The sequence below is a fragment of the Streptomyces wuyuanensis genome, assembly GCF_900103455.1.
In the GTDB taxonomy this organism is placed as follows: domain Bacteria; phylum Actinomycetota; class Actinomycetes; order Streptomycetales; family Streptomycetaceae; genus Streptomyces; species Streptomyces wuyuanensis.
The window spans coordinates 347,583-366,831 of the sequence record NZ_FNHI01000005.1 but is presented as its reverse complement, the minus strand read 5'-3'; the positions used below and the strand labels follow the sequence as shown (position 1 = coordinate 366,831).

At 72.3% G+C, this 19,249-nt stretch carries 14 protein-coding genes and 1 pseudogene; 9 read left to right on the top strand and 6 right to left on the bottom strand.

All coding sequences use genetic code 11. The features are described from left to right. The 5 genes and pseudogenes from BLT82_RS38950 to eccB all read right to left on the bottom strand — a co-directional run. Nucleotides 1–137 (bottom strand): annotated as a pseudogene (locus BLT82_RS38950) (IS630 family transposase); the annotation flags it as partial. A gap of 678 nt (nt 138–815) precedes the next feature. Continuing rightward, on the bottom strand, nt 816–1,961 hold the full coding sequence (locus BLT82_RS37835; RefSeq protein ID WP_244291908.1) for a hypothetical protein: 1,146 nt from the start codon (nt 1,959–1,961) through the stop codon (nt 816–818). A 6-nt stretch (nt 1,962–1,967) separates the two neighbouring features. Beyond that, a complete protein-coding gene (locus BLT82_RS10615) occupies nt 1,968–2,411 on the bottom strand; it encodes a hypothetical protein (protein ID WP_093653639.1) in 444 nt (147 codons plus the stop codon). Nucleotides 2,412–2,613: 202 nt separating this feature from the next. After that, on the bottom strand, nt 2,614–3,858 hold the full coding sequence (gene mycP, locus BLT82_RS10610) for a type VII secretion-associated serine protease mycosin (protein WP_093653638.1): 1,245 nt from the start codon (nt 3,856–3,858) through the stop codon (nt 2,614–2,616). Between the two features lie 17 nt (nt 3,859–3,875). Then, the gene (gene eccB, locus BLT82_RS10605; protein WP_093653637.1) at nt 3,876–5,396 is read right to left on the bottom strand and encodes a type VII secretion protein EccB; all 1,521 of its coding nucleotides are present in this window, start codon (nt 5,394–5,396) and stop codon (nt 3,876–3,878) included. Nucleotides 5,397–5,578: 182 nt separating this feature from the next. On the opposite strand from eccB, the gene eccE reads away from it, so the two are divergent. From eccE to BLT82_RS10560, 9 genes are all read left to right on the top strand, one after another. Further along, nucleotides 5,579–6,913, top strand: a complete 1,335-nt coding sequence (gene eccE, locus BLT82_RS10600) for a type VII secretion protein EccE (protein WP_208867812.1) — start codon at nt 5,579–5,581, stop codon at nt 6,911–6,913. Next, nucleotides 6,913–7,632 carry a hypothetical protein gene (locus tag BLT82_RS10595; protein WP_093653635.1) on the top strand — a complete coding sequence of 240 codons (720 nt, stop codon included), beginning with the start codon at nt 6,913–6,915 and terminating at the stop codon, nt 7,630–7,632. Before eccE ends, BLT82_RS10595 begins: the two co-directional genes overlap by 1 nt. Nucleotides 7,633–7,915: 283 nt before the next feature. Next, entirely contained in the window at nt 7,916–8,149 is a 234-nt protein-coding gene (locus BLT82_RS10590; RefSeq protein ID WP_093653634.1) for a DUF397 domain-containing protein, read from the top strand. A 400-nt stretch (nt 8,150–8,549) separates the two neighbouring features. Beyond that, complete coding sequence (locus BLT82_RS10585) at nt 8,550–11,870, top strand: SCO5717 family growth-regulating ATPase (RefSeq protein WP_093653633.1); 3,321 nt, start codon at nt 8,550–8,552, stop codon at nt 11,868–11,870. Between the two features lie 208 nt (nt 11,871–12,078). Further along, entirely contained in the window at nt 12,079–14,070 is a 1,992-nt protein-coding gene (locus tag BLT82_RS10580) for an ABC transporter substrate-binding protein (protein WP_093653632.1), read from the top strand. Between the two features lie 96 nt (nt 14,071–14,166). Beyond that, on the top strand, nt 14,167–15,210 hold the full coding sequence (locus BLT82_RS10575) for an ABC transporter permease (protein WP_404203606.1): 1,044 nt from the start codon (nt 14,167–14,169) through the stop codon (nt 15,208–15,210). Nucleotides 15,211–15,253: 43 nt separating this feature from the next. Further along, the gene (locus BLT82_RS10570; RefSeq protein WP_093653631.1) at nt 15,254–16,141 is read left to right on the top strand and encodes an ABC transporter permease; all 888 of its coding nucleotides are present in this window, start codon (nt 15,254–15,256) and stop codon (nt 16,139–16,141) included. Further along, a complete protein-coding gene (locus tag BLT82_RS10565) occupies nt 16,138–17,109 on the top strand; it encodes an ABC transporter ATP-binding protein (protein WP_093653630.1) in 972 nt (323 codons plus the stop codon). Before BLT82_RS10570 ends, BLT82_RS10565 begins: the two co-directional genes overlap by 4 nt. Further along, nucleotides 17,106–18,185: an ABC transporter ATP-binding protein gene (locus BLT82_RS10560; RefSeq protein ID WP_093653629.1), complete on the top strand. Its 1,080-nt coding sequence runs from the start codon at nt 17,106–17,108 to the stop codon at nt 18,183–18,185. Before BLT82_RS10565 ends, BLT82_RS10560 begins: the two co-directional genes overlap by 4 nt. Before the next feature lie 63 nt (nt 18,186–18,248). On the opposite strand, the gene BLT82_RS10555 is transcribed toward BLT82_RS10560, so the two are convergent. After that, the gene (locus BLT82_RS10555; RefSeq protein WP_093653628.1) at nt 18,249–19,199 is read right to left on the bottom strand and encodes a bifunctional riboflavin kinase/FAD synthetase; all 951 of its coding nucleotides are present in this window, start codon (nt 19,197–19,199) and stop codon (nt 18,249–18,251) included. Between the last annotated feature and the right edge of the window lie 50 nt (nt 19,200–19,249).

The following is a 19,249-nucleotide window of genomic DNA, read 5'->3' as shown; positions in this document are numbered from 1 at the left end:
CGGACGCTGACCCGCAGGTCCTTGGCGATCACCGAGCTCGCTTCACCCTGGGCGAACCTCTCGGCCGCCTTGAGCCGTAACTCCTCGCGGAACTGCTGACGTTCGGCGGTCAACCCGCCCCCTTGTGGATACCGCATGCCCCGGTGATACCGCACGGGCGACGAGCCGTCAGCCCCTACGACTCCACGAGTTCAACCTCAGTAGTCGATCACCGGCGGTACAGCGCCGCGGCGGCGATTCGCCCATGTCTCTTCGTCTTCGGTCAGGTGATCGGGGCGGGCGGAACCCTCCCGATCCTGCTCGCCCGCGGGGCGACGCCGGTTGGCTCGGCCGCCGAGGAGGCCACTGCCTGAGGAACTGGGACCAGAACCTTGAGAACGTGGAGTACCGACCACTCCGCTTGTACTGGGCGTGCCGCGCCCGACTGGGCGGGATGCCTTGTTGCCGGAGTTGGCTCCTACCACGCCCGCCTGGCTCGGCCGCGCGGCGGTGGCGCGACCGGAAGCCGCGCTCTCTGCGCCGATGACCGTGCCTCGAGGGATACGCGATCCCGTGCTTCCGCTGGTGGAGCGCTGAGGTGTACCACCGACGATTCCGCTCACACCGCTGCTGCGGGGTCCGTTCGTACCTGTACCGCGTCCGGCAGCCGGCTGGCCCGTACCTCCGGGGCCACCCACGACCGGCGCCTGGCCGCGACCCACTCCCGTGCCGGGACGTCCGGTGGTGCCTCCAGCGGGCATGCCCATGGCGCTGGGACGCCCGACCATGGGCGAACGTCCGGCCGTTGTGGACGACGTGCCGTTCGGGATTCCCGGTCACCCCGTCGAGGTGGTCGATCGTCCCAGTGGCGGAGAGCCACCGGCCGTGCCTGCACGGCCAACGGCCTTGTTCGGCTGCCCCCCGGCCGTCCTCGGATCGCCGGTCCGAGGAGCCTGTCCAGCCCGTCCGGACAGACCTGGGCTGGTGAACGGCGGGGGAACCGGACCGCTTCCCTGGTTAGGGCCGCTGATGGCGGTCGGCGGGGCCGTGGTCGGGCCGGTAGTCGTGGGCGACGGGGCCGTGGCCACGCTGTCGATCTCCATTGATGTGGAGCCGGTGACGGTACCGGCCCTGCCGAGCGCCTCGCCACGCGGCGCGACGTCCGCGACGCCGGCCTCGCCCACGGTGCCGGTTCGTCCTTCGACTGGTCGCGAAAAATCTCCGCGTGATCCGGATGTCTCCGAGATTCCGCCCGGGCTCCACTCCCCCGACGGAAACGGCACCGCAGCCTTGTACGCCGCCGGCGGCTTCGGCATCTCCTGCGCGGCGAGCGTGCTCTGGGAGACCGCGTAGAAAGAGGCCAAGCGGTTCATCTGGTTGATGGCCTCCTGCCGGTCCTTCTCGACCTGCAGGGCCTTCTGGTACTCGGGGTTGTCGGCCGTCTGCTCGGGGAGCTTGAAGTCCTTGACGTCCTTCTGGATCGGGCGGTTGTCGCGCGGCGGACGTGCATTGCGGACCGAGGTCAGGCCGGTGCTGGCGACCTTCATCTGGGCGCCGACCGCGTTGGCCATCTTGCTGATGGACCAGGCGTAGCCCACGACCTCCTTGCCGTAGCGCTGGAACTCCGTCGCGCCCTCGCCCTGCCAGTCGGTTCTCTTGACGAAGTCGTCCAGCTCCTTGGCGGCCTTGTTGATGGCGACGTTCGCCTTCTCCAGGGCCTCGCCGGCGTGCTCCAGGTCAGCTGGGTTGGCACTCTCCAGGAAGTCCAGCATCTCGTTGAGCCTGCGGGCGTCGAACGCTGTCGAGCCGAAGACGCTGCCGCCGGTTCCAAAGCCGAAGGCGCCGAAGAAGTCCTGCATCCGCTCGACCACGTCCGTGGCGGCGAACCGGCCTTCGATCTGTGCCTGCTCTTGCGCCTGCTCCTGCTCCTGCTTCGTCAGGGGCGGAGTGGTGCCGGACTTCGGCTGCTTCTCATCGCTCATCGCTCATCACCTCAAGTCCTTGGTGCCGGTCTTGGCATCCTGGCGAGGATGAGCGGGCTGCGCGGGCTCCTGCTGCGCCCGCTCGCGCTCGATCGCCTCGTCCCGCTCCCTGTCGAGCCTGGCCCTGATCTCGTGGAACCGGGCGCGCTGCGCCTCTTCGACGTTGTCGTAGCCGACGTCGGCCCCGTGCACGCCGATGGTGAGCAGCTCGATCTGGTCGCCGAGCGACTTCGACAGCGTGACGAGCGCCTTGTGGACGCGGTTGTACTCCTCGTAGAAGCCCTCGGCCTCTGCGAGAGGGAGCCCGACGCCGAACGACCCGCGGGTGACCTGCTCCGCCGCGACCTTGGTCTTGCCACCGTCGCCGCTCTCCAACTCGGCAAGGACCGCGTCGACCCGGGTCCGAAACTTCTTCAGCTCGCCCACTCCACGCCCAAGGTCACTCACCATTGCCGCCCCCGTCACCAACTGCCTCGAGCACGAACCGATTCTCCCACCGATTGCCTCACACACCGCTCCAACCACCGAACATGACAGCCCCAAGTGCCTTACACCAGCAGACTGTGCGGCTTGGACCGTTCTGGGGCCATGTGCTGCCGCAACGCTATCGTCGCGTCCTGACCTTGCGACGATCCTCTCCCCCGCCGGCGGCTCACCCTCTCGCCCCCGGTTCCAGTCCTCTCGCCCGCCGCCGGGCGTCCCGTACCGTCACCGCGCCGCCGGCGATCACGGCGACCAGGACCGCGCCGCCCACCACGACGTACGTCGCCAGGCGGGCGTTGCGTTCATCTGCGGTCTCGCCCAAATGGAGTTCGGCGGGGGTCGGCGCCTGCGCGCCGGAGAAGCCCTCGTGGGCGACGGGCTTCTCGATCGGCTTGTCGTCCTCGGTGAGGGCGCGGACCGGGTCGACGACGCCCCAGCCGACCAGTCGGTCGTGGCCCGCGATGGAGCGTTCCGCGGTCTGCTGGATCTGGGCGACGACCTGCTCCTGCGTCCAGTCCTTGTGCTTGCTCTTGATGAGCGCGGCGATGCCCGCCACGTACGGCGCGGAGAAGCTCGTGCCGTTGTCGGCGCAGTGGCCGCCGCCGGGCACCGTGGTGACGATGTCCACTCCGGGGGCGGCGATGCCGACGAAGTCGCCGGACTGGGAGAACGCCGCCCGCTCGTTGTTGCGGTCGGACGAGGCGACGGCGAGAACACCTTCGAAGGAGGCCGGGTAGGTCTTCTTGACGTTGCCGCCCGTGCCGTCGTTGCCCGCCGAGGCCACGACGACGATGTCCCTGGCCAGGGCCCTGTCGATGGCCTGCTTCAGCTCGGGTGCGGGTTCCACGGCCCCGGCCGTGTCCTGGGAGATGTTGATGACGCCGGCCCCTTCGGCCACGGCGTGGTCGACGGCCGCCGCGAGCGTCTTGGCCGTTCCGTGCCCCTCGGCGTCGTTCTGCTGGATCGGGATGATCGTGGCGTCGGGGGCGAGGCCGACGAAGCCGGTGCCCTTGACGGGGCGCGCGGCGATGATGCCGGCGACCTTGGTGCCGTGGCCGACGGTGTCCGTGGTGCCGTTCTCGTTGCCGCGCTCGATCTTGTTGCCGCTGGCGTCCTTGAGGTTCTTGTCCAGGAAGTTCTTGCCGCTCTTGACGTCGACCGCAGGGGTGAGCTGCGGGTTCTTGACGTCGACGCCGGTGTCGATGACGGCGACCCGTACGCCCTTGCCGGTGGACTGCTTCCACAGCTCGTCCAGGAGGACGCGCTGCAGCGCCCAGGGGCGGCCCTCGTACTTCTTGCTCGGGTAGGTGCACTGGTCGGGCCCGTCCGCCAGCGCGGGGGCCGCGGGGACGGCGACGAGGGCGAGCGCGGCGGCCGCCGGGGCGGCCAGGAGAAGCCGGTACGTGTACGTCATGTCAGGTCCGCCCCGCCTCACGAACCCTGCGGCTGGCTCGCCGCGCCCGTGGACAGTCGCGGGCCGGTCGGGAGGAAGGTGGACCAGGAAGCCGGTACGGGCACGGGTTCGACGTCCTTGTAGCCGAGCCGGTTCTGGGCCTGCTGGGCCTCCTGGAGGCGGGCCTCCCGCTCCCGCTTCGAGCCGGAGGCGCCGATCCCCGCGTCGTCGGTGGCGGTGTCGCCGTTGGACTGCATGGCGTAGCGCAGTCCGGTGTCGGTGACGAGGAAGAGGAAGCCGCTGTCCGTGCGGGAGCCCTTGAACTGGCGGAAGAGCTGGCCGGAGCCGGGGGTGACGTAGGCGCTGCTGGAACCGGTGGGGAGCGTCGCCGGGAACTCGGTGCCCGCCCAGGTGCTGAGGGTGGTGGTGCCGTCGTCGTCCACCTCGCGGAGGACGTTGCACACGGTGTTGCGGCTTCCCTCGTCCGTGCTCGCCGAGTTGACGGGCTGGGGGGCGTGCTCGGGCCACTTCTTGTCCTGGCCGAAGGCCTGGCCCGGCTGGAAGGCGGCGGCGCTGACGGCCTCGGCGCGGCCGTCCTGGCCGAGTTCGATCAGGTCGCGGCTGCTCAGCAGCAGCTTGGCCGTGAAGTCGGTCACGGGGGCGACGCGACCGCTGAGGACGACGTACTGCTGCGTCCGGGTGCCGTCGGTGGCCTTGAGGACCATGCCGACTTTGTTCACCTCGTCCGGGAGGTCGCCGGTGACACCGGCGTTCCCGCCGGCGCCGGGAACCGTCGGGAAGGCGATCCTGTCGCCCTTGTGCAGGGTGTCCAGCCAGGCGGCGGACACGCGCTGGGGCGCCCGGCCGAGGCCGACGAGCTGACGCAGCAGCAGTTCGTCCTTGTCCACCGGGTAGGCCGTGCCGCCGGCGTCGACGATGTAGCGGGTCGCGTCGGGGCCCTCGACGTAGATGAGCTGTCCGCCGCGCAGCCGGTTCGCGCCCTCGGTCTTCTTCTCCTCGCGCTCGGCCAGGACGAAGGCGGCCTTCTGGATGGCGCGTCCGCCCTCGCCCGGCCGTTCGCAGACCGCCCAGCGCTTGGCGACGCCGGCCTCCTTGGCGTCGGGCAGCCGGTCCGGGGCGTAGGGGATGCCGAGTGTGGCGCCGTGCGGGATCTCGCCGTTGTCCAGCACGGACTCGTCGACGTTGATGACCTTGCCCTTGTCGGGGTCGAGGAGCAGTTTCGCCGACGACATGTTGAGCACGGGGTGGAGTTGCTTCTTCCCCTTCGTCTCCAACACGACATAGCGGGTGGTCGACTTGCTGGCGATGATGACGTTCTCTTTGGGGGTGTCCCAGTTCTTGGGGGCCACCGGCTTGAACATGCCCCAGGCGCCGAAGACGGCCAGGACCACCACGGCCACGATGGCTCCGGGGAGCACCGCGCGCAGAGGCCGGGGCGCGCCCTCCTCCGAACCCGTCGTGTTTGGCTGCACGAACTGCGCGACCAGTCTCCGCTTCGCGAAGGTGTATGCGTTGAGTTCGTCCCGACGTGATGCCATCTGTCCGCTGTCCCTCTCCCCGCTGGGGCGACCAGGTTGCCATACCCCCGCGCTGGGGCCGGCCGCCGCACAGCCCCCTACTATGCCTGCTGGCGCTTGCGTCCCACTGCTCAGGTAGGGTGATCGCCCGGTCAACGCCCGTGGGAATTTGGCAAATACGGACACGAGGGGGCAACGCGGCGATGGGTACGGCGACTCGCGCGCGAAGTGGGCGGACTTCCGGGCAGGCCCCCGAGAGTTCCCGGCGGCAACGCAGCAACGCACCGTCGGACGGTGCGCCCCGTACCGCCCCGGCAGCGACCACTCTGCGGCCCCTCGCGAACGCCGGCCGAGTCGGCCCCCTCCAGTTGCGGCAGCTGGTGCTCGTGGAGCTGGCGCTCGCGCTGGTCCTGGTGGGTGCCGCGCTGGGCGGCCTCTGGATGATCCCCGCCTGCGTCGTCGCGGCGGTCCTGCTGTTGCTGGCGGTGCTGCGGCGGCGCGGTCACGCGCTGCCGGACTGGCTCTCCACGGCCCTCGGTCTGCGGGCACGCCGTCGGGCCGCCGAGCCCGCCGGCGCGGACGTGGATCCCTCCCTGGCGCCGCTCGCGGAAGCCGCGCCCGGCGTACGCCCGTTCACCTACGTGGACCGGGACCGCCGGACGGTCGGCATGCTCGGGGACGGGTCGTTCCTCACCGCCGTGGTGCGGGTCGAGGCGAGCGGCTCCGGGCTGCGGCCCGCTTTCGGGGCACGGGCCCTGCCGATGTCGTTGCTGGGCGGCGCGCTGCAGGTGGACGACATCACCGTGGAGTCGGTGCAGTTGGTCCAGCAGGTGCGTTCCGCTCCGGCGCCGCATCTGCCGCAGCAGTCGGTCGCGCGGCTGTCCTACGGCCCGCTGCAGGAGCGCACGGGTGCTCCGGCGCTGAGGATGACGTGGGTGGCCGTGAAGGTGGATCCGGAGCTCTGCCGTGAGGCGGTCGAGGCCCGGGGCGGCGGCGTCGAGGGCGCGCAGCGCTGTCTGGTGCGCGTCGCGGACCATGTGGCCAGCCGGCTCACCGGGGCCGGGTTCCAGGCGGTGGTCCTGGACCAGGAGGAGCTGAACTCCACGATCGCGACGGCGGTCTGTGCGAGCCCGCGGGCCGCGGCGCTCGCGGGCCGGCCGGGCACCCCGGCCCAGCGCCGCACCGCCGAGACCTCGCGGGTCTGGCGCTGTGACGACCGCTGGCACACGACGTACGCGGTCGGCCGCTGGCCCGAGTTGGGGCGTGGTGCGCAGCCTCTGCCCACGCTCGTGTCGACGCTGACCTCGGCACCGGCCTACGCGACCACCTTCAGCCTCACGCTGAGGCGCGGTGCGCGGCAGGGGGCGCTGGCGGTGAGCGGACACGTCCGGATCACCGGCGGTTCGGACACCGAACTGGTGGGGGTGCGCAGGGTGTTGGAGCAGGCCGCACGGTCGGCCAAGGTCGGGCTGCTGCGGCTGGACCGCGAGCAGCTGCCCGGCGCGCTGGCGACGATGCCGCTGGGAGGTGCGCGGTGATGGGTACGGCGACGGGGTCCGCACGTGGGCTGAGGGGTCTGTTCGGCCCCCGGCATGGGGGGCACACCATGGCGGCGGACGATCTCGGCGCCCTGTCCCTGCCGGTGGGCGACGACGGGGTGGTGATCGGCGACGACGCGGAGGGCCGCCCCCAGATGGTGGGCTTCCACCGTTCGACTCCGTACGACGTGCTGCTCATCGGCGGCCTCTGGACGGCGCAGGTGCTCGCTCTGCGCGCGGCCGGTACGGGCGCCCGGGTCGCGGTGGAGACCGGCCGGGCCCAGGCGTGGACGACACTGGCGCAGGCCGCGGGAGCGGGCCTGGAGTGCATCACGCTCCACGACGTGGGGCGGGTGCCGCCGATGGGTGCCACGGTGGGCAGTCCGGTGGTCGTCGTGCGCGACTGCGGTATGCGGCCTCCGCGGGGGCGCGTGGTGTCGTCGCCGTGGCAGTCGGTGCTGACGCTGCTGCCGTATCTGAGCCCTGTCGCGCCGCGGCTGCTGCGGGACGCGACGCTGGTGGGCGTGCAGCGGGTCTCTCCGCAGGAGGCCGAGCAGATCGGCCGGATCCTCGGGCTCGGGCGGGCGGAGAGCGAAGCGCTGCCGACCCTCGCCGACGGGGTGACCCTGTGGGTGTCGGGGCGCGAACGCCATTGGGTGCTGACGAGCGGGACGGACGCCGAGACGGGGCTGCTGGGTGTGGCTCGCCGGATGGACTGATTCCGTCCTGCGCCGCCGGCGTGGTCGGCACCTGACCCTCCGACGCTGCGGACCGGCCGTCCGCGGTCACCGTCCGGGCGTCCGTGAGCGGCCCGGCCTCGCGTGGTCCTTCGGCCTCCGTGAGCGGCTGTGGTCCTGAACACCGCTGGATAGGATGCCCGGTGTGACCCGGGCAACATCCAAATGTGCGGCCTCTTCCGGGGATTTCGTGGGGGAACGGTGCACGGCCGGGGCCGTTCGGGGCACTTCGTTCTCGGCACCACCGAAAGGAAGCGTGACTCTCATGGGGAGCGCACAGGAGAAGGAAGAGCTGTACGCCCTCGACATCTCGGGGGTCGAGTGGCACGGCGCTCCCGGCACCAGTCCGGACGAGGAGCGCGTCGAAATCGCCTATCTGCCGGGCGGTGCGGTGGCGATGAGGTCGTCGTTGGACCCGGAGACCGTGCTGCGCTACACGGAGGCCGAGTGGCGGGCCTTCGTGCTCGGCGCCCGGGACGGGGAGTTCGACCTGCGCTGAGCGGACCCGGCAGGGACTCCGGCCGGGACCGTCCCGACCGGGGTGCCTGCGCGGCAGCCGACGGGTTCCGGCGGGAACGGCCGGGACGTTCGGCATGTGTCGATCCTGTGACGCCTCGACTGCCCTGTTGCCTATGGCTTTGCCGGTTTCGCCCCGCACGCCGCGGCCGCGGCCTGCCGCGTGGAGAACGTGCAGGGCCGGAGGGTGACGCAGTGGACAGTCGCCGGTGGACGGTCCGGCCTGCCGTAGTGACGGTGTTGGCGATTAGGGTGGGTCAGGGCGCAGCAAGAACCTGCGGGCAGGTGCGCGGCGTCGTACGGGGGAGAGCCGGGCGGACCGACCACGGTCACGGTCGCCCCCACCCACCACGGCACGAGGGTGCTCGACCACAGGAGGCAAAGTGAACGGCGATCGGGACGAGATCCGCGAGGGCTGGAACATGCCCGTCGACGATCAGTCCGACGCGGAGCCCTCAGAGATGACGGGTGAGTTCACCATCGACTACACCCCGCCTGCCTGGTACACGCAGAACGCGTCGGGGGACACGTCGGGAGGCTCGGCCGCGCACGGTGCGACGCCCCCGCCGCCGTCGGGGGCGCCGGTGGCCGTGCCCGGTCTGCCTCCGGGCAGCGGGTTCGAGCCGAACTGGCCTCCGGTGGCACCCGCCCCGGCGCACCAGCAGCAGCCCACGTCGTCCGCCGAGCCGGCGCACCACCTGACACCCGCGCCCGCCCACGAGCCGACGTCCGAGCCCGGAACGGACGCGACCCACGGCACGGCCCACGATCCGGCTCGTGCCGCCGGGAACACACCGGGCGGCCCGGCTCCCGCAGAAGCCTCCGCCGTTCCGGGCGGCGCGGCGCCGCAGCCGTTCGGCGGTGGCGATGTGGAGAGCGGCGCGACGATGCGGTTCTCCCCCGCCGCGCTGAAGCGTGAGATCGCGGAGCGCGAAGCGGCGGCCGCCGCGGCGGAGCAGGAGTCGGCCGGCACGGCCGACGCGGCTCCGTCCCCGGCCGCGGACGCCGACGGCGTGGACGGTGACGCGGTCGCCGGCGGCGGGCCCCGGTCCGGCGAGCCCGCGGACGCGGACGGAGCCGCGTTCGAAGGCTCCGACGGCGGCTCGGACGCCACGGACCACACCGCCGGCGGCGACCGCCCCGTCGGGCAGCAGAACGACGACGAGGGCGGGCCCGCGGGCGATGCCGCGGCCGAGGGCCCGAGCGCGGACGCATCCCACGGCGAAGACGGGACGGACGCGCCGACCGGCGCCGCTCCCGATGCCGAGCAGGCCGACGCCGCGGGCGGCGCTGCTCCGGCCGACGCGGTGCCGTCCGACAGCACGCCCGCCGATGACGTACCCGGCGCCGAGGCACCCGTCGACACCGCACCGCAGGATTCGGTCCCGGAGCCCGCCGCCCCGCAGGACGCCGCTCCCGCCGCGACACCGCAGGACGCTTCCCCGGCGCCGGCCGCCGCGCAGCCCTGGGCTCCCGCGCCCGGCGCCCCGCAGGGTGCCGGCGGCGGTCTGCCGCCGCTGCCGCCGGCCTTCCAGCCGGCCGCGCCGACGGCCGCACCCCAGTGGCCCGTACAGCCGCAGCCGGCGGACCAGCCCGCGGCCGCGGCGGTTCAGCAGCCTTCGCCCGCTCAGCCCCACCCGCCGTCGCCCGTCGGGGAAGCGCCCGGCCGGCAGGACGGCTACGGCTTCCCGCAGCCCGCCGCTCCACAGCCGAACCCCTCGCTCCCGCAGCCGGGTTACGGCTTCCCGCAGCCACCGCACACCCCGCCCCACCAGGGCGCGCCGAACCCCGACCCCGCCGCACCGCAGACCGGTTACGGCTTCCCGCAGCCGGCGTACGGTCCGGGAGGGCCCCAGCCGCAGCAGCCCGGTGCTCCGCTGCCGCCCGTGGCCCCGGCCCCCAACGCCCAGCCCGCGCACGGTGGTTACGGCTTCCCGCAGGCGGGCCGGCAGCCCGGCGTCCCCGCCCAGTCGCCGCCCCAGGCACCCCAGGGTGCACAGCCGCCGCATCTGCCCGCCCCGGCGGCTCCCCAGCTGCCCGCGCAGCAGTCACCGGAGCAGCAGGCCCAGGCGCCCGGACAGCCGCATGCCCACGGGCAGATACAGCAGCCCCCGGCGGGCCCGGTCGATCCCCGCACCGGTGCGGCCTGGCCCCAGCCCGTCGCACACGACCAGCGAGAGCGTTCCGTTCCGGGTGCCCCGCTCGGGTACACCGCGGCGGTGGAGCTCTCCTCCGACCGCCTGCTGCGGAACACCAAGCCCAAGGCCAAGTCGAGCCGCAACCCCTCCGCCTCGAACCGGTTCAAGATCGGCGGCAAGAAGGAGGAGGCCGAGCGGCAGCGCAAGCTCGACCTGATCCGCACGCCGGTGCTGTCCTGCTACCGGATCGCGGTCATCAGCCTCAAGGGCGGCGTCGGCAAGACGACGACGACCACCGCGCTCGGTTCCACGCTGGCCACCGAGCGCCAGGACAAGATCCTGGCGATCGACGCCAACCCGGACGCGGGCACGCTCGGGCGACGGGTGCGGCGCGAGACCGGTGCGACCATCCGCGACCTGGTCCAGGCGATCCCGTACCTCAACTCCTACATGGACATCCGCCGGTTCACCTCGCAGGCGCCCTCCGGTCTGGAGATCATCGCCAACGACGTGGACCCGGCCGTCTCGACCACGTTCAACGACGAGGACTACCGCCGCGCGATCGACGTGCTCGGCAAGCAGTACCCGATCATCCTCACCGACTCCGGCACGGGCCTGCTCTACAGCGCGATGCGGGGCGTGCTGGACCTCGCCGACCAGCTGATCATCATCTCCACCCCGTCCGTGGACGGCGCGAGCAGCGCGAGCACGACGCTCGACTGGCTCTCGGCGCACGGTTACGCGGAGCTGGTGCAGCGGTCGATCACCGTGATCTCCGGTGTCCGCGAAACCGGCAAGATGATCAAGGTCGAGGACATCGTGCAGCACTTCGAGACCCGCTGCCGCGGTGTCGTGGTCGTGCCGTTCGACGAGCACCTGTCCGCGGGCGCGGAGGTCGACCTGGACATGATGCGCCCGAAGACGCGTGAGGCGTACTTCAATCTGTCCGCGATGGTCGCCGAGGACTTCTCCCGGGCGCAGCAGGCGCAGGGCCTGTGGACGTCAGCCGGCCAGGGCCACCAGCCGCCGCACATGGCGCCGCCCATGCCCAACCAGCCCTACGGGGGTCAGCCGCAGCCGGGGATGCCGTACGCGCCGAACCCCCAGCCGCCGCAGTACCCCGGTCGGCAGCAGCACCCCGGTCAGCCCCACCAGCCGGCCGGCCCGGCTCCGCAGCACGCGGGTCAGCCCCAGCAGTACCCGGGACAGCCGCCGCAGGTTCCGGGCCCGCCTCCGCAGGGCGGTCAGCCCCCGTTCGGGGGACAGGCCCCCCACGGCGGTCAGCCCCCCTACGGCGGACCGGTGCCGGGCGGGCAGCAGTGGCAGCAGACTCCCCCGCCTCCCGGGCAGCCCGTGCCGAGCCCGGCCGGCCCGCCGCCGGCACAGCCCGGAGTCTTCCCGGGGCACCCGGCCCAGCCGCCGGCTCAGGGCCCGACGCCCGGTGGCCCGGGCGAGCCCGGTCAGCCGGGTCAGGGAGATTTCCAGGGACCGGTCCCGCCCGCCGATCACGGCTACGGCTACCCCCCGCAGCAGCCGCCGCAGGCACCGCCGGCCTCTCAGCAGTAGGGCGTCAGCGGTTCAGACCAATGAGGGCCCGCACCGTGCTCCACGGTGCGGGCCCGTCGGCGTTCGCCCAGCCCACAAGGGCTTTGACGCGGCGTCACGGCATCGTTGACTCGTCTGGACCACGCTGATAGACCTTCGCATCACCAGTTGGCGCCCAGAAGATCCACGTGCCTCCTCCATGCGAGTTACGACGCGAGGTCAACGTCCTATGATCACAACGGCTCCGCACCTCTCCCCCCGCCGGAACCCCCTCCTCGGCTCGCATCCGGGCCGCCGGCTGCGCATGCTGCTCGCCGCGGGCATCGCGGCCTCCGCACTCTCCGCCGTGTCGCCGCAGGCGCAGGCGCAGACGCAGGTACAAGCCCAGGCAACGGCACAGGCACAGGCAGCGGGTGCCGTGCGCGGCGCCGGGCAGTTCACGGACGGCCGGACGAGCGCGGCCGGCACCGGCATGCGCACGGACGACGGCAAGAGCGACGACAAGGACGGCGCTGACAACGTCCTGACCGTGGCCGTCTCGCAGAGCGTCGACTCCCTCAGCCCGTTCCTCGCCCAGCGTCTGGTCTCCACGAGCATCCACCGGCTGATCTACGAGTACCTCACGAACTACGACCCCGGGGACGCGCGCCCGATCCCGGGTCTGGCCACCGCCTGGAGCCCGTCCCCGGACAAGCTGACGTGGACGTACAAGATCCGCAAGGACTCCACCTGGTCAGACGGCAGACCGGTCACCGCCGAGGACGCGGCCTGGACCTTCGACAAGATGATGAAGGACCCGAACGCCGCCACCGCGAACGGGAGCTTCACGGCCAACTTCGCCGCGGTCACGGCGCCGGACCCCGAAACGCTGGTCATCCGGCTCAAGCAGCCCCAGGCCAATATGACGGCGCTGGACGTCCCGATCGTGCCGAAGCACATCTGGGAGAAGGTCGGCGACTTCTCCAAGTTCAACAACGACACGCGGTTCCCGATCGTCGGCAACGGGCCGTTCGTCCTCACCGACTTCAAGGTCGACCAGTACATCCGGCTCAAGCCCAACAAGGACTTCTGGCGCGGCGCACCGAAGTTCGACGAGCTGGTGTTCCGGTACTACAAGGACGGAGACGCGGCTGTCGCCGCGCTGCGCAAGGGCGAGGTCTCCTTCGTCCCCAACCTCACCCCGGCGCAGGCCGCTTCGCTGGAGGACGCCGAGAACATCAAGGTCAACGACGCCCCGGGCCGCCGATTCTTCGCGCTCGCCACCAACCCGGGCGCGCGGGCGAAGAACGGCGGCAGGTTCGGCAGCGGCCATCCCGCGCTGCTCGACCCGGTCGTGCGCAAGGCGCTGTTCCACGCCGTCGACCGGCGCACCATCGTCGACAAGGTGTTCCAGGGCCACGCGGTGGAGGGCGAGGGATACATTCCGCCGCGCTTCGCCCCGTACTTCTGGAAGCCGGGGGCGTCCCAGCGGATCGCACACGATCCGGCGAAGGCGGCCGCGCTGCTCGACGGGGCCGGGTACCGGAAGAACGCCGACGGCAAGCGCATGGGCAAGGACGGCCGGCCGCTGGACTTCCGCATCCTGTGCCACGCCACCGATCCCAACGACAAGGCGGTCGGCAAGTACCTCCAGGAGTGGTGGGGGGACCTCGGCATCGGGCTGAAGGTCGACTGCCTCGACAACGTGTCCGACCCCTGGCTCAAGGGCGACTACGACCTGGCGTTCGACGGCTGGTCGGTCAATCCCGACCCGGACTTCGTCCTGTCCATCCACACCTGCTCCGCCCTGCCCGCGACCCCCTCGGGCACCGGTGCGACGGACAACTTCATCTGCGACGAGCGGTTCGACCAGCTGTACGCCCAGCAGGCGGTCGAGTACGACGCGGCCAGGCGCGGCGACCTGGTCAGGCAGATGCAGTCCCGGCTCTACGACACCGGCTTCATGAACGTGATGGTGTACCCGAACGCGCTCGAGGCCTACCGCACCGACCAGATCAAGTCCATCACGACGATGCCCGAGGCCGCCGGAAACCTGTACGGCCAGGACGGCTACTGGAGCTGGTGGTCCGCCGAGCCCGCCGCCGCGGGCCGGGCGGCCTCGGGCGGTGGCGGCTCCTCCGCAGCGGTGGCCATCGGCATCGGGGTCTCGGTCGTCCTGGTCATAGCGGTCGGCGTCCTCACCAGTCGGCGCCGCCGTGCCACCGCCGACGACCGCGAGTAGCCGATGAGCGGCACCACGAACTCCTCCGGCTCCTCCTCCGACGTCCCGGACGCTCCGGCGGGCACCGCCTCGTCGTCCGGGGCCTCCGGGATCGAGATGAAGGTCATGGCGCCGTCGCCCGGTTCGCCGGGTTCCCGGGCGGCACGGACGGCCGGCGCGAAGGCGGCCGCGTATCCGGCGTATCTGGCCGGCAAGCTCGGCGGCGCGGTCGTGTCGCTGTTCGCCGTCCTCGTGACCAGCTTCTTCCTGTTCCGGATCATCCCCGGTGATCCGGTCAAGGCGATGACGCACGGCATGCCGACCAGCGCGGAGCAACTGGCGACGCTGCGACGGCAGTTCGGGCTCGATCTGCCGCTGTGGCGGCAGTTCACCGACTATTGCGCGGGCGCGCTGACCGGCGATCTCGGCATGTCGTACCAGTTCCGTGCGCCGGTGGGGGAACTCATCGCCCAGAAACTCCCCGCGACGCTGCTGCTCACGGGTGTGGCCGTGGTGATCTACTCGGCCCTCGGGCTGTGGCTCGGTACGCGGTCGGCCTGGCGGCACGGCGGGCCGGGCGACCGGCTGAACACGGGCCTGGCGCTGACGCTGTGGTCGGTGCCGTCGTTCTGGCTCGGGCTTCTGCTGATCATCACCTTCTCGGTGGGCGTCGGGCCGGTGCCGGGCCTGTTCCCGACCGGCGGGATGGAGTCGGGCGGTACGTCCGGCTTCGCGTACGTCCTCGATGTCGCGCACCACATGGTGCTGCCGGTGCTGACGCTGGTGGCCGTCGGATACGCGCAGACGCTGCTGGTGATGCGCGCCTCGCTGCTCGACGAGATGGGCGGCGACTATCTGACGACGGCCCGGGCGAAGGGGTTGCGGGACGACGACGTACGGCGCCGGCACGCCGTCCCCAACGCCCTGCTGCCGACGGTGACGATGGTCTTCATCAACCTCGGCCATGTCGCGGCCGGGTCGATCCTCGTCGAGACCGTCTTCTCCTGGCCGGGACTCGGCGGGTTGTTCTACCAGGCGCTCTCCGTCCCCGATCTGCCCCTGGTGCAGGGGCTGTTCGTGGTCTTCGCGGGGGCGATGATCCTGATGAACCTCCTCGCCGATCTGATCTATCCGCTGCTCGACCCGAGGGTGGGCCGATGACGACACCAGATTCCACGCGGGGCCGGGTGCGGGGGCAGGCCGCATGACCACATCACTGCACTGGGCGCGCCGGCGCGCCTCGGTCGCTCGCTTCTGGCGCCGGTACCGCACGCACCGGGCCGGGGTCGCGGGCCTCGCCGGTCTGACGCTGCTCGCCCTGGTCGCCGTCGCCGCGCCGCTTCTGGTCGGCAGCGATGTCCAGAGCGTCACCCACGCTCCCGGCGAGGCGCTGGAGTCGCCGAGCGGTGCCTTCCCCCTCGGCACGGACCGGTTCGGGCGCTCGCTGCTCGGACTGCTCGTCTGGGGCGCCCGGATCTCGCTCACCGTGGGCCTGCTCGCGGCCGTGCTGTCGGTGGCCATCGGTACGCTCGTGGGCATCGTGGCGGGGCACTACGGGGGCTGGTTCTCCACGGTCGTCATGCGGATCACCGACTGGTTCCTGGTGATGCCGACCCTGGTCCTGGCGATCGTTCTGGCCACGGTGCTGTCGCGGAGCGTGTGGACGGTGATCCTGGCCATCGGGGTCACGACCTGGCCGACGACGGCGCGCCTCGTGCGCGCGCAGACGATCGCCGTCGAGTCGCGGCCGTACATCGAGCGCGCGAAGGCCCTCGGCGGCGGTCACCGGCACGTCATGACCCGTCATGTGCTGCCCAATGTGATGCCGCTGGTGCTGGCGCAGACGACACTCGGCATCTCCACCGCCATCCTCACCGAGGCGACGCTGGCGTTCCTCGGGCTCGGCGACCCGTCGGTGGTGTCCTGGGGAGGGATGCTCCAGGACGCCCGGGAGGCGGGCGCGGTGTCGTCGGGCCACTGGTGGTACCTCGCGCCGCCCGGGATCGCCGTCGCGCTGGTGGCGCTGGCGTTCACCCTGTGCGGAAGGGCCGTCGAATCGGTCCTCAACCCCAGGCTGGGGGTGGCCCGTTGAGCCTGCTGGAGATCAAGGACCTACGGGTGACGTACGGGTCCGGGGCGTCCGCCGTCCCGGCCGTGCGCGGAGTGGATCTGACGCTCGCCGCCGGGCGGAAGCTGGGGGTGGCCGGCGAGTCGGGATGCGGGAAGTCGACGCTGGCCCTGGCGCTGCTGCGGCTGCTGCCGGCTTCGGCCCGGCTGTCGGGCGAGATCCTGCTGGACGGCGAGGACGTGCTCACCATGAAGTGGGGCCGGCTGCGGGCGGTGAGGTGGGCGGGGGCGTCGGTCGTCTTCCAGGGGGCCATGCACTCGCTGAACGCGGTGCGCCGGATCGGCGACCAGATCGCGGAGCCGGTGCTCGTGCACGGCCGGGCGACGCCCGGGGCGGCGCAGCGGCGGGCCGGCGAGTTGCTGGAACAGGTGGGGCTGCCGGCCTCGCGCGCGGCGGCGTACCCGCACGAACTGTCCGGCGGCCAGCGCCAGCGCGTGATGATCGCGATGGCGCTGGCCTGCGATCCTCGGCTGCTGATCGCCGACGAGCCGACGACGGCGCTGGACGTGATGATCCAGGCGCAGATCCTGCGGCTGATCGAACAGCTCGTGTCCGGGCAGGACGTCGGTCTGCTGATGATCAGCCACGATCTCGCGGTGCTGGCCGACACCTGCGACCGCCTCGCCGTGATGTACGCGGGCCGGGTGGTGGAGGAGGGGCCCGCCCGGTCCGTCTACGAGGCGGCGGAGCACCCGTACGGCCGGGCGCTGTCGGCGGCGTTCCCCCGGATCGGGGACCCCGCTTCGCGCCGGGCCCCGCGGGGGCTGCCCGGCGATCCGCCGGACCCGTCGGCGCTGCCGGAGGGCTGCGCGTTCCATCCGCGCTGCCCCGTGGCGCTGGAGGTGTGCGGCCGGGACGAGCAGGAGCTGCGCGAGGCCGGGCCCGACAGGCTCGCGGCCTGTGTGCGCGCGGGTGTTCGGGAGGAAGCATGAGCGCTGTCGACGAGACCGGCGCGGACCGGACCGAGGTGCCCCCGGGTGCCGCCGCGCCCCTGCTGTCGGCCTCCGGTGTGCGGGTGTCCTTCCCCGGCAGGCGCGGGGCGGCGACCGCACGTGCCGTCGACGGAGTCGACCTGGACATCGGCGCCGGGGAGATCGTCGCGCTGGTCGGCGAGTCGGGCTGCGGCAAGACGTCCCTGGCGCGGACGCTGCTCGGTCTCCTACGGCCGGAGGCGGGGCGGGTGTCCTTCGGGGGCGTTCCGCTCGCCTACGACCCACGGGCGCTGAAGGCGTACCGCAGGCGGGTGCAGCTGGTGCTGCAGGACCCGAGCGGATCGCTCAACCCCCGCCACACCGTGTACGAGGCGGTGTCGGAGGGGCTGCGCATCCACGGGTACGACGGCGACGAGGGGGAGGCGGTCGCGGAGGCGCTCTCGCGCGCGGGTCTGCGCCCGCCGGAGCGGTTCTTCCTGCGCTACCCGCACGAACTGTCCGGCGGTCAGCGCCAGCGCGTGGTCATCGCGGGCGCGCTGGTCCTGCGGCCCGAACTCATCGTGGCCGACGAGCCGGTGGCCTCGCTGGACGCCTCGGTACGCGGCGAGATCCTGGCGCTGCTGCTGCGCCTGCGTGACGAACTGGGGCTCTCCGCACTGGTGGTGACCCATGACCTGGGTCTGGCCTGGAACATCGCGGACCGGGTCGCCGTGATGTACCTGGGGCGGATCGTGGAGACGGGAACGGTGGAGGAGGTGCTGACGCACCCTCGGCATCCCTACACCCGGGCCATGCTGTCGGTGCTGCCGGAGGCGGCGGGGCCGCCCGTGGTCCTCTCCGGCGAGCCGCCGGACCCGTCGCGCGTGCCGGCCGGCTGCCGCTTCCACCCCCGCTGCCAGGTTCTCGCCTCGGGCAGGGCCGACGCGGCCGGCGTCGCCGGCCGGTGCCGTACGGAGGACCTGCCGGTCCTCGCCGGGGACTCGGCGGGCGCGGTGGCCTGCCACTGGGCGGACTCGACCGGCACGGCGCACGGCGGCACGGGCCCGGAGGGCGCGGCGGGCCCGTCGGGGACCTGAGGCTTCGCGAGGCGGACGCCCGCGCCCGGTTCCGCCGGCGCCCGGGCGCCGCCCCGTGGCGTCCTACGCGTCGTACTCCGCCGTCAGTTCGCGCGCGCGCTTCACATCGGCGGCGATGGCGTCGAGGAGGGCTTCGATCGACTCGAACTTCGCCATGCCGCGCACATAGGCGAGGAAGTCGACGGCCACGTGGAGCCCGTACAGGTCGAGGCCGACACGGTCGATCGCGTACGCCTCGACGGTCCGCTCGGTGCCGTCGAACTGCGGGTTGGTGCCCACGGAGATGGCGGCCGGCATGCGCTCGCCGCCTGCGGTGAGCCAGCCCGCGTAGACGCCGTCCGCAGGGATCGCGGTGTGCGGCAGGGTCTCGACGTTGGCCGTCGGGTAGCCCAGCTCGCGGCCGCGCTGGGCGCCTCGGACGACCACGCCCTCGACCCGGTGCGGGCGGCCCAGGATCTCCGCCGCCCCCTCGACGTCGCCGCCTGCGATCAGCCGCCGGGTCAGTGTGGACGAGAAGGGCTCGCCGCCGCCCGCCTCGCCGCGCACGAACAGGTCGACGACCTCGACCTCGTAGTCGTAGGTGCCGCCCAGTTCGGCGAGGAAGTCGACGTTGCCCGCCGCCTTGTGGCCGAAGCGGAAGTTGGGGCCCTCGATGACCGCGCGGGCGTGGAGCTTGTCCACCAGCACCTTCACGATGAAGTCGGCGGGCGACAGTTTCGAGAACTCGGCGGTGAACGGCAGGATCAGCACCGCGTCCACGCCGAGCTCCGCCATCAGCTCCGCCCGCCGGTGGTGCGGGGCGAGCAGCGGCGGGTGGCTGCCGGGGCGGACGACCTCGCTCGGGTGCGGGTCGAAGGTGACCACGACCGACGGCACGCCCAGCTCACGCGCCCGCTCCACGGCCCGCCCGATGATCAGCTGGTGGCCGCGGTGCACGCCGTCGTAGGAACCGATGGTGACGACGCTGCGCCCCCAGTCCTGGGGGATGTCCTCCAAGCCACGCCAGCGCTGCACTGTGACCGCTCCTCGCCCGAACCCGAATTATCGAACCTGTGTACGCAAGG

What these genes read in the sequence shown, in the direction of transcription:
- mycP (WP_093653638.1), bottom strand. Translation starts at nt 3,858, where the DNA reads ATGACGTACACGTACCGGCTTCTCCTGGCCGCCCCGGCGGCCGCCGCG.
- BLT82_RS10570 (WP_093653631.1), top strand. Translation starts at nt 15,254, where the DNA reads ATGACCACATCACTGCACTGGGCGCGCCGGCGCGCCTCGGTCGCTCGC.
- BLT82_RS10615 (WP_093653639.1), bottom strand. Translation starts at nt 2,411, where the DNA reads ATGGTGAGTGACCTTGGGCGTGGAGTGGGCGAGCTGAAGAAGTTTCGG.
- BLT82_RS10595 (WP_093653635.1), top strand. Translation starts at nt 6,913, where the DNA reads ATGGGTACGGCGACGGGGTCCGCACGTGGGCTGAGGGGTCTGTTCGGC.
- BLT82_RS10590 (WP_093653634.1), top strand. Translation starts at nt 7,916, where the DNA reads ATGGGGAGCGCACAGGAGAAGGAAGAGCTGTACGCCCTCGACATCTCG.
- BLT82_RS10580 (WP_093653632.1), top strand. Translation starts at nt 12,079, where the DNA reads ATGATCACAACGGCTCCGCACCTCTCCCCCCGCCGGAACCCCCTCCTC.
- eccE (WP_208867812.1), top strand. Translation starts at nt 5,579, where the DNA reads ATGGGTACGGCGACTCGCGCGCGAAGTGGGCGGACTTCCGGGCAGGCC.
- eccB (WP_093653637.1), bottom strand. Translation starts at nt 5,396, where the DNA reads ATGGCATCACGTCGGGACGAACTCAACGCATACACCTTCGCGAAGCGG.
- BLT82_RS10560 (WP_093653629.1), top strand. Translation starts at nt 17,106, where the DNA reads ATGAGCGCTGTCGACGAGACCGGCGCGGACCGGACCGAGGTGCCCCCG.
- BLT82_RS37835 (WP_244291908.1), bottom strand. Translation starts at nt 1,961, where the DNA reads ATGAGCGATGAGAAGCAGCCGAAGTCCGGCACCACTCCGCCCCTGACG.
- BLT82_RS10575 (WP_404203606.1), top strand. Translation starts at nt 14,167, where the DNA reads ATGAAGGTCATGGCGCCGTCGCCCGGTTCGCCGGGTTCCCGGGCGGCA.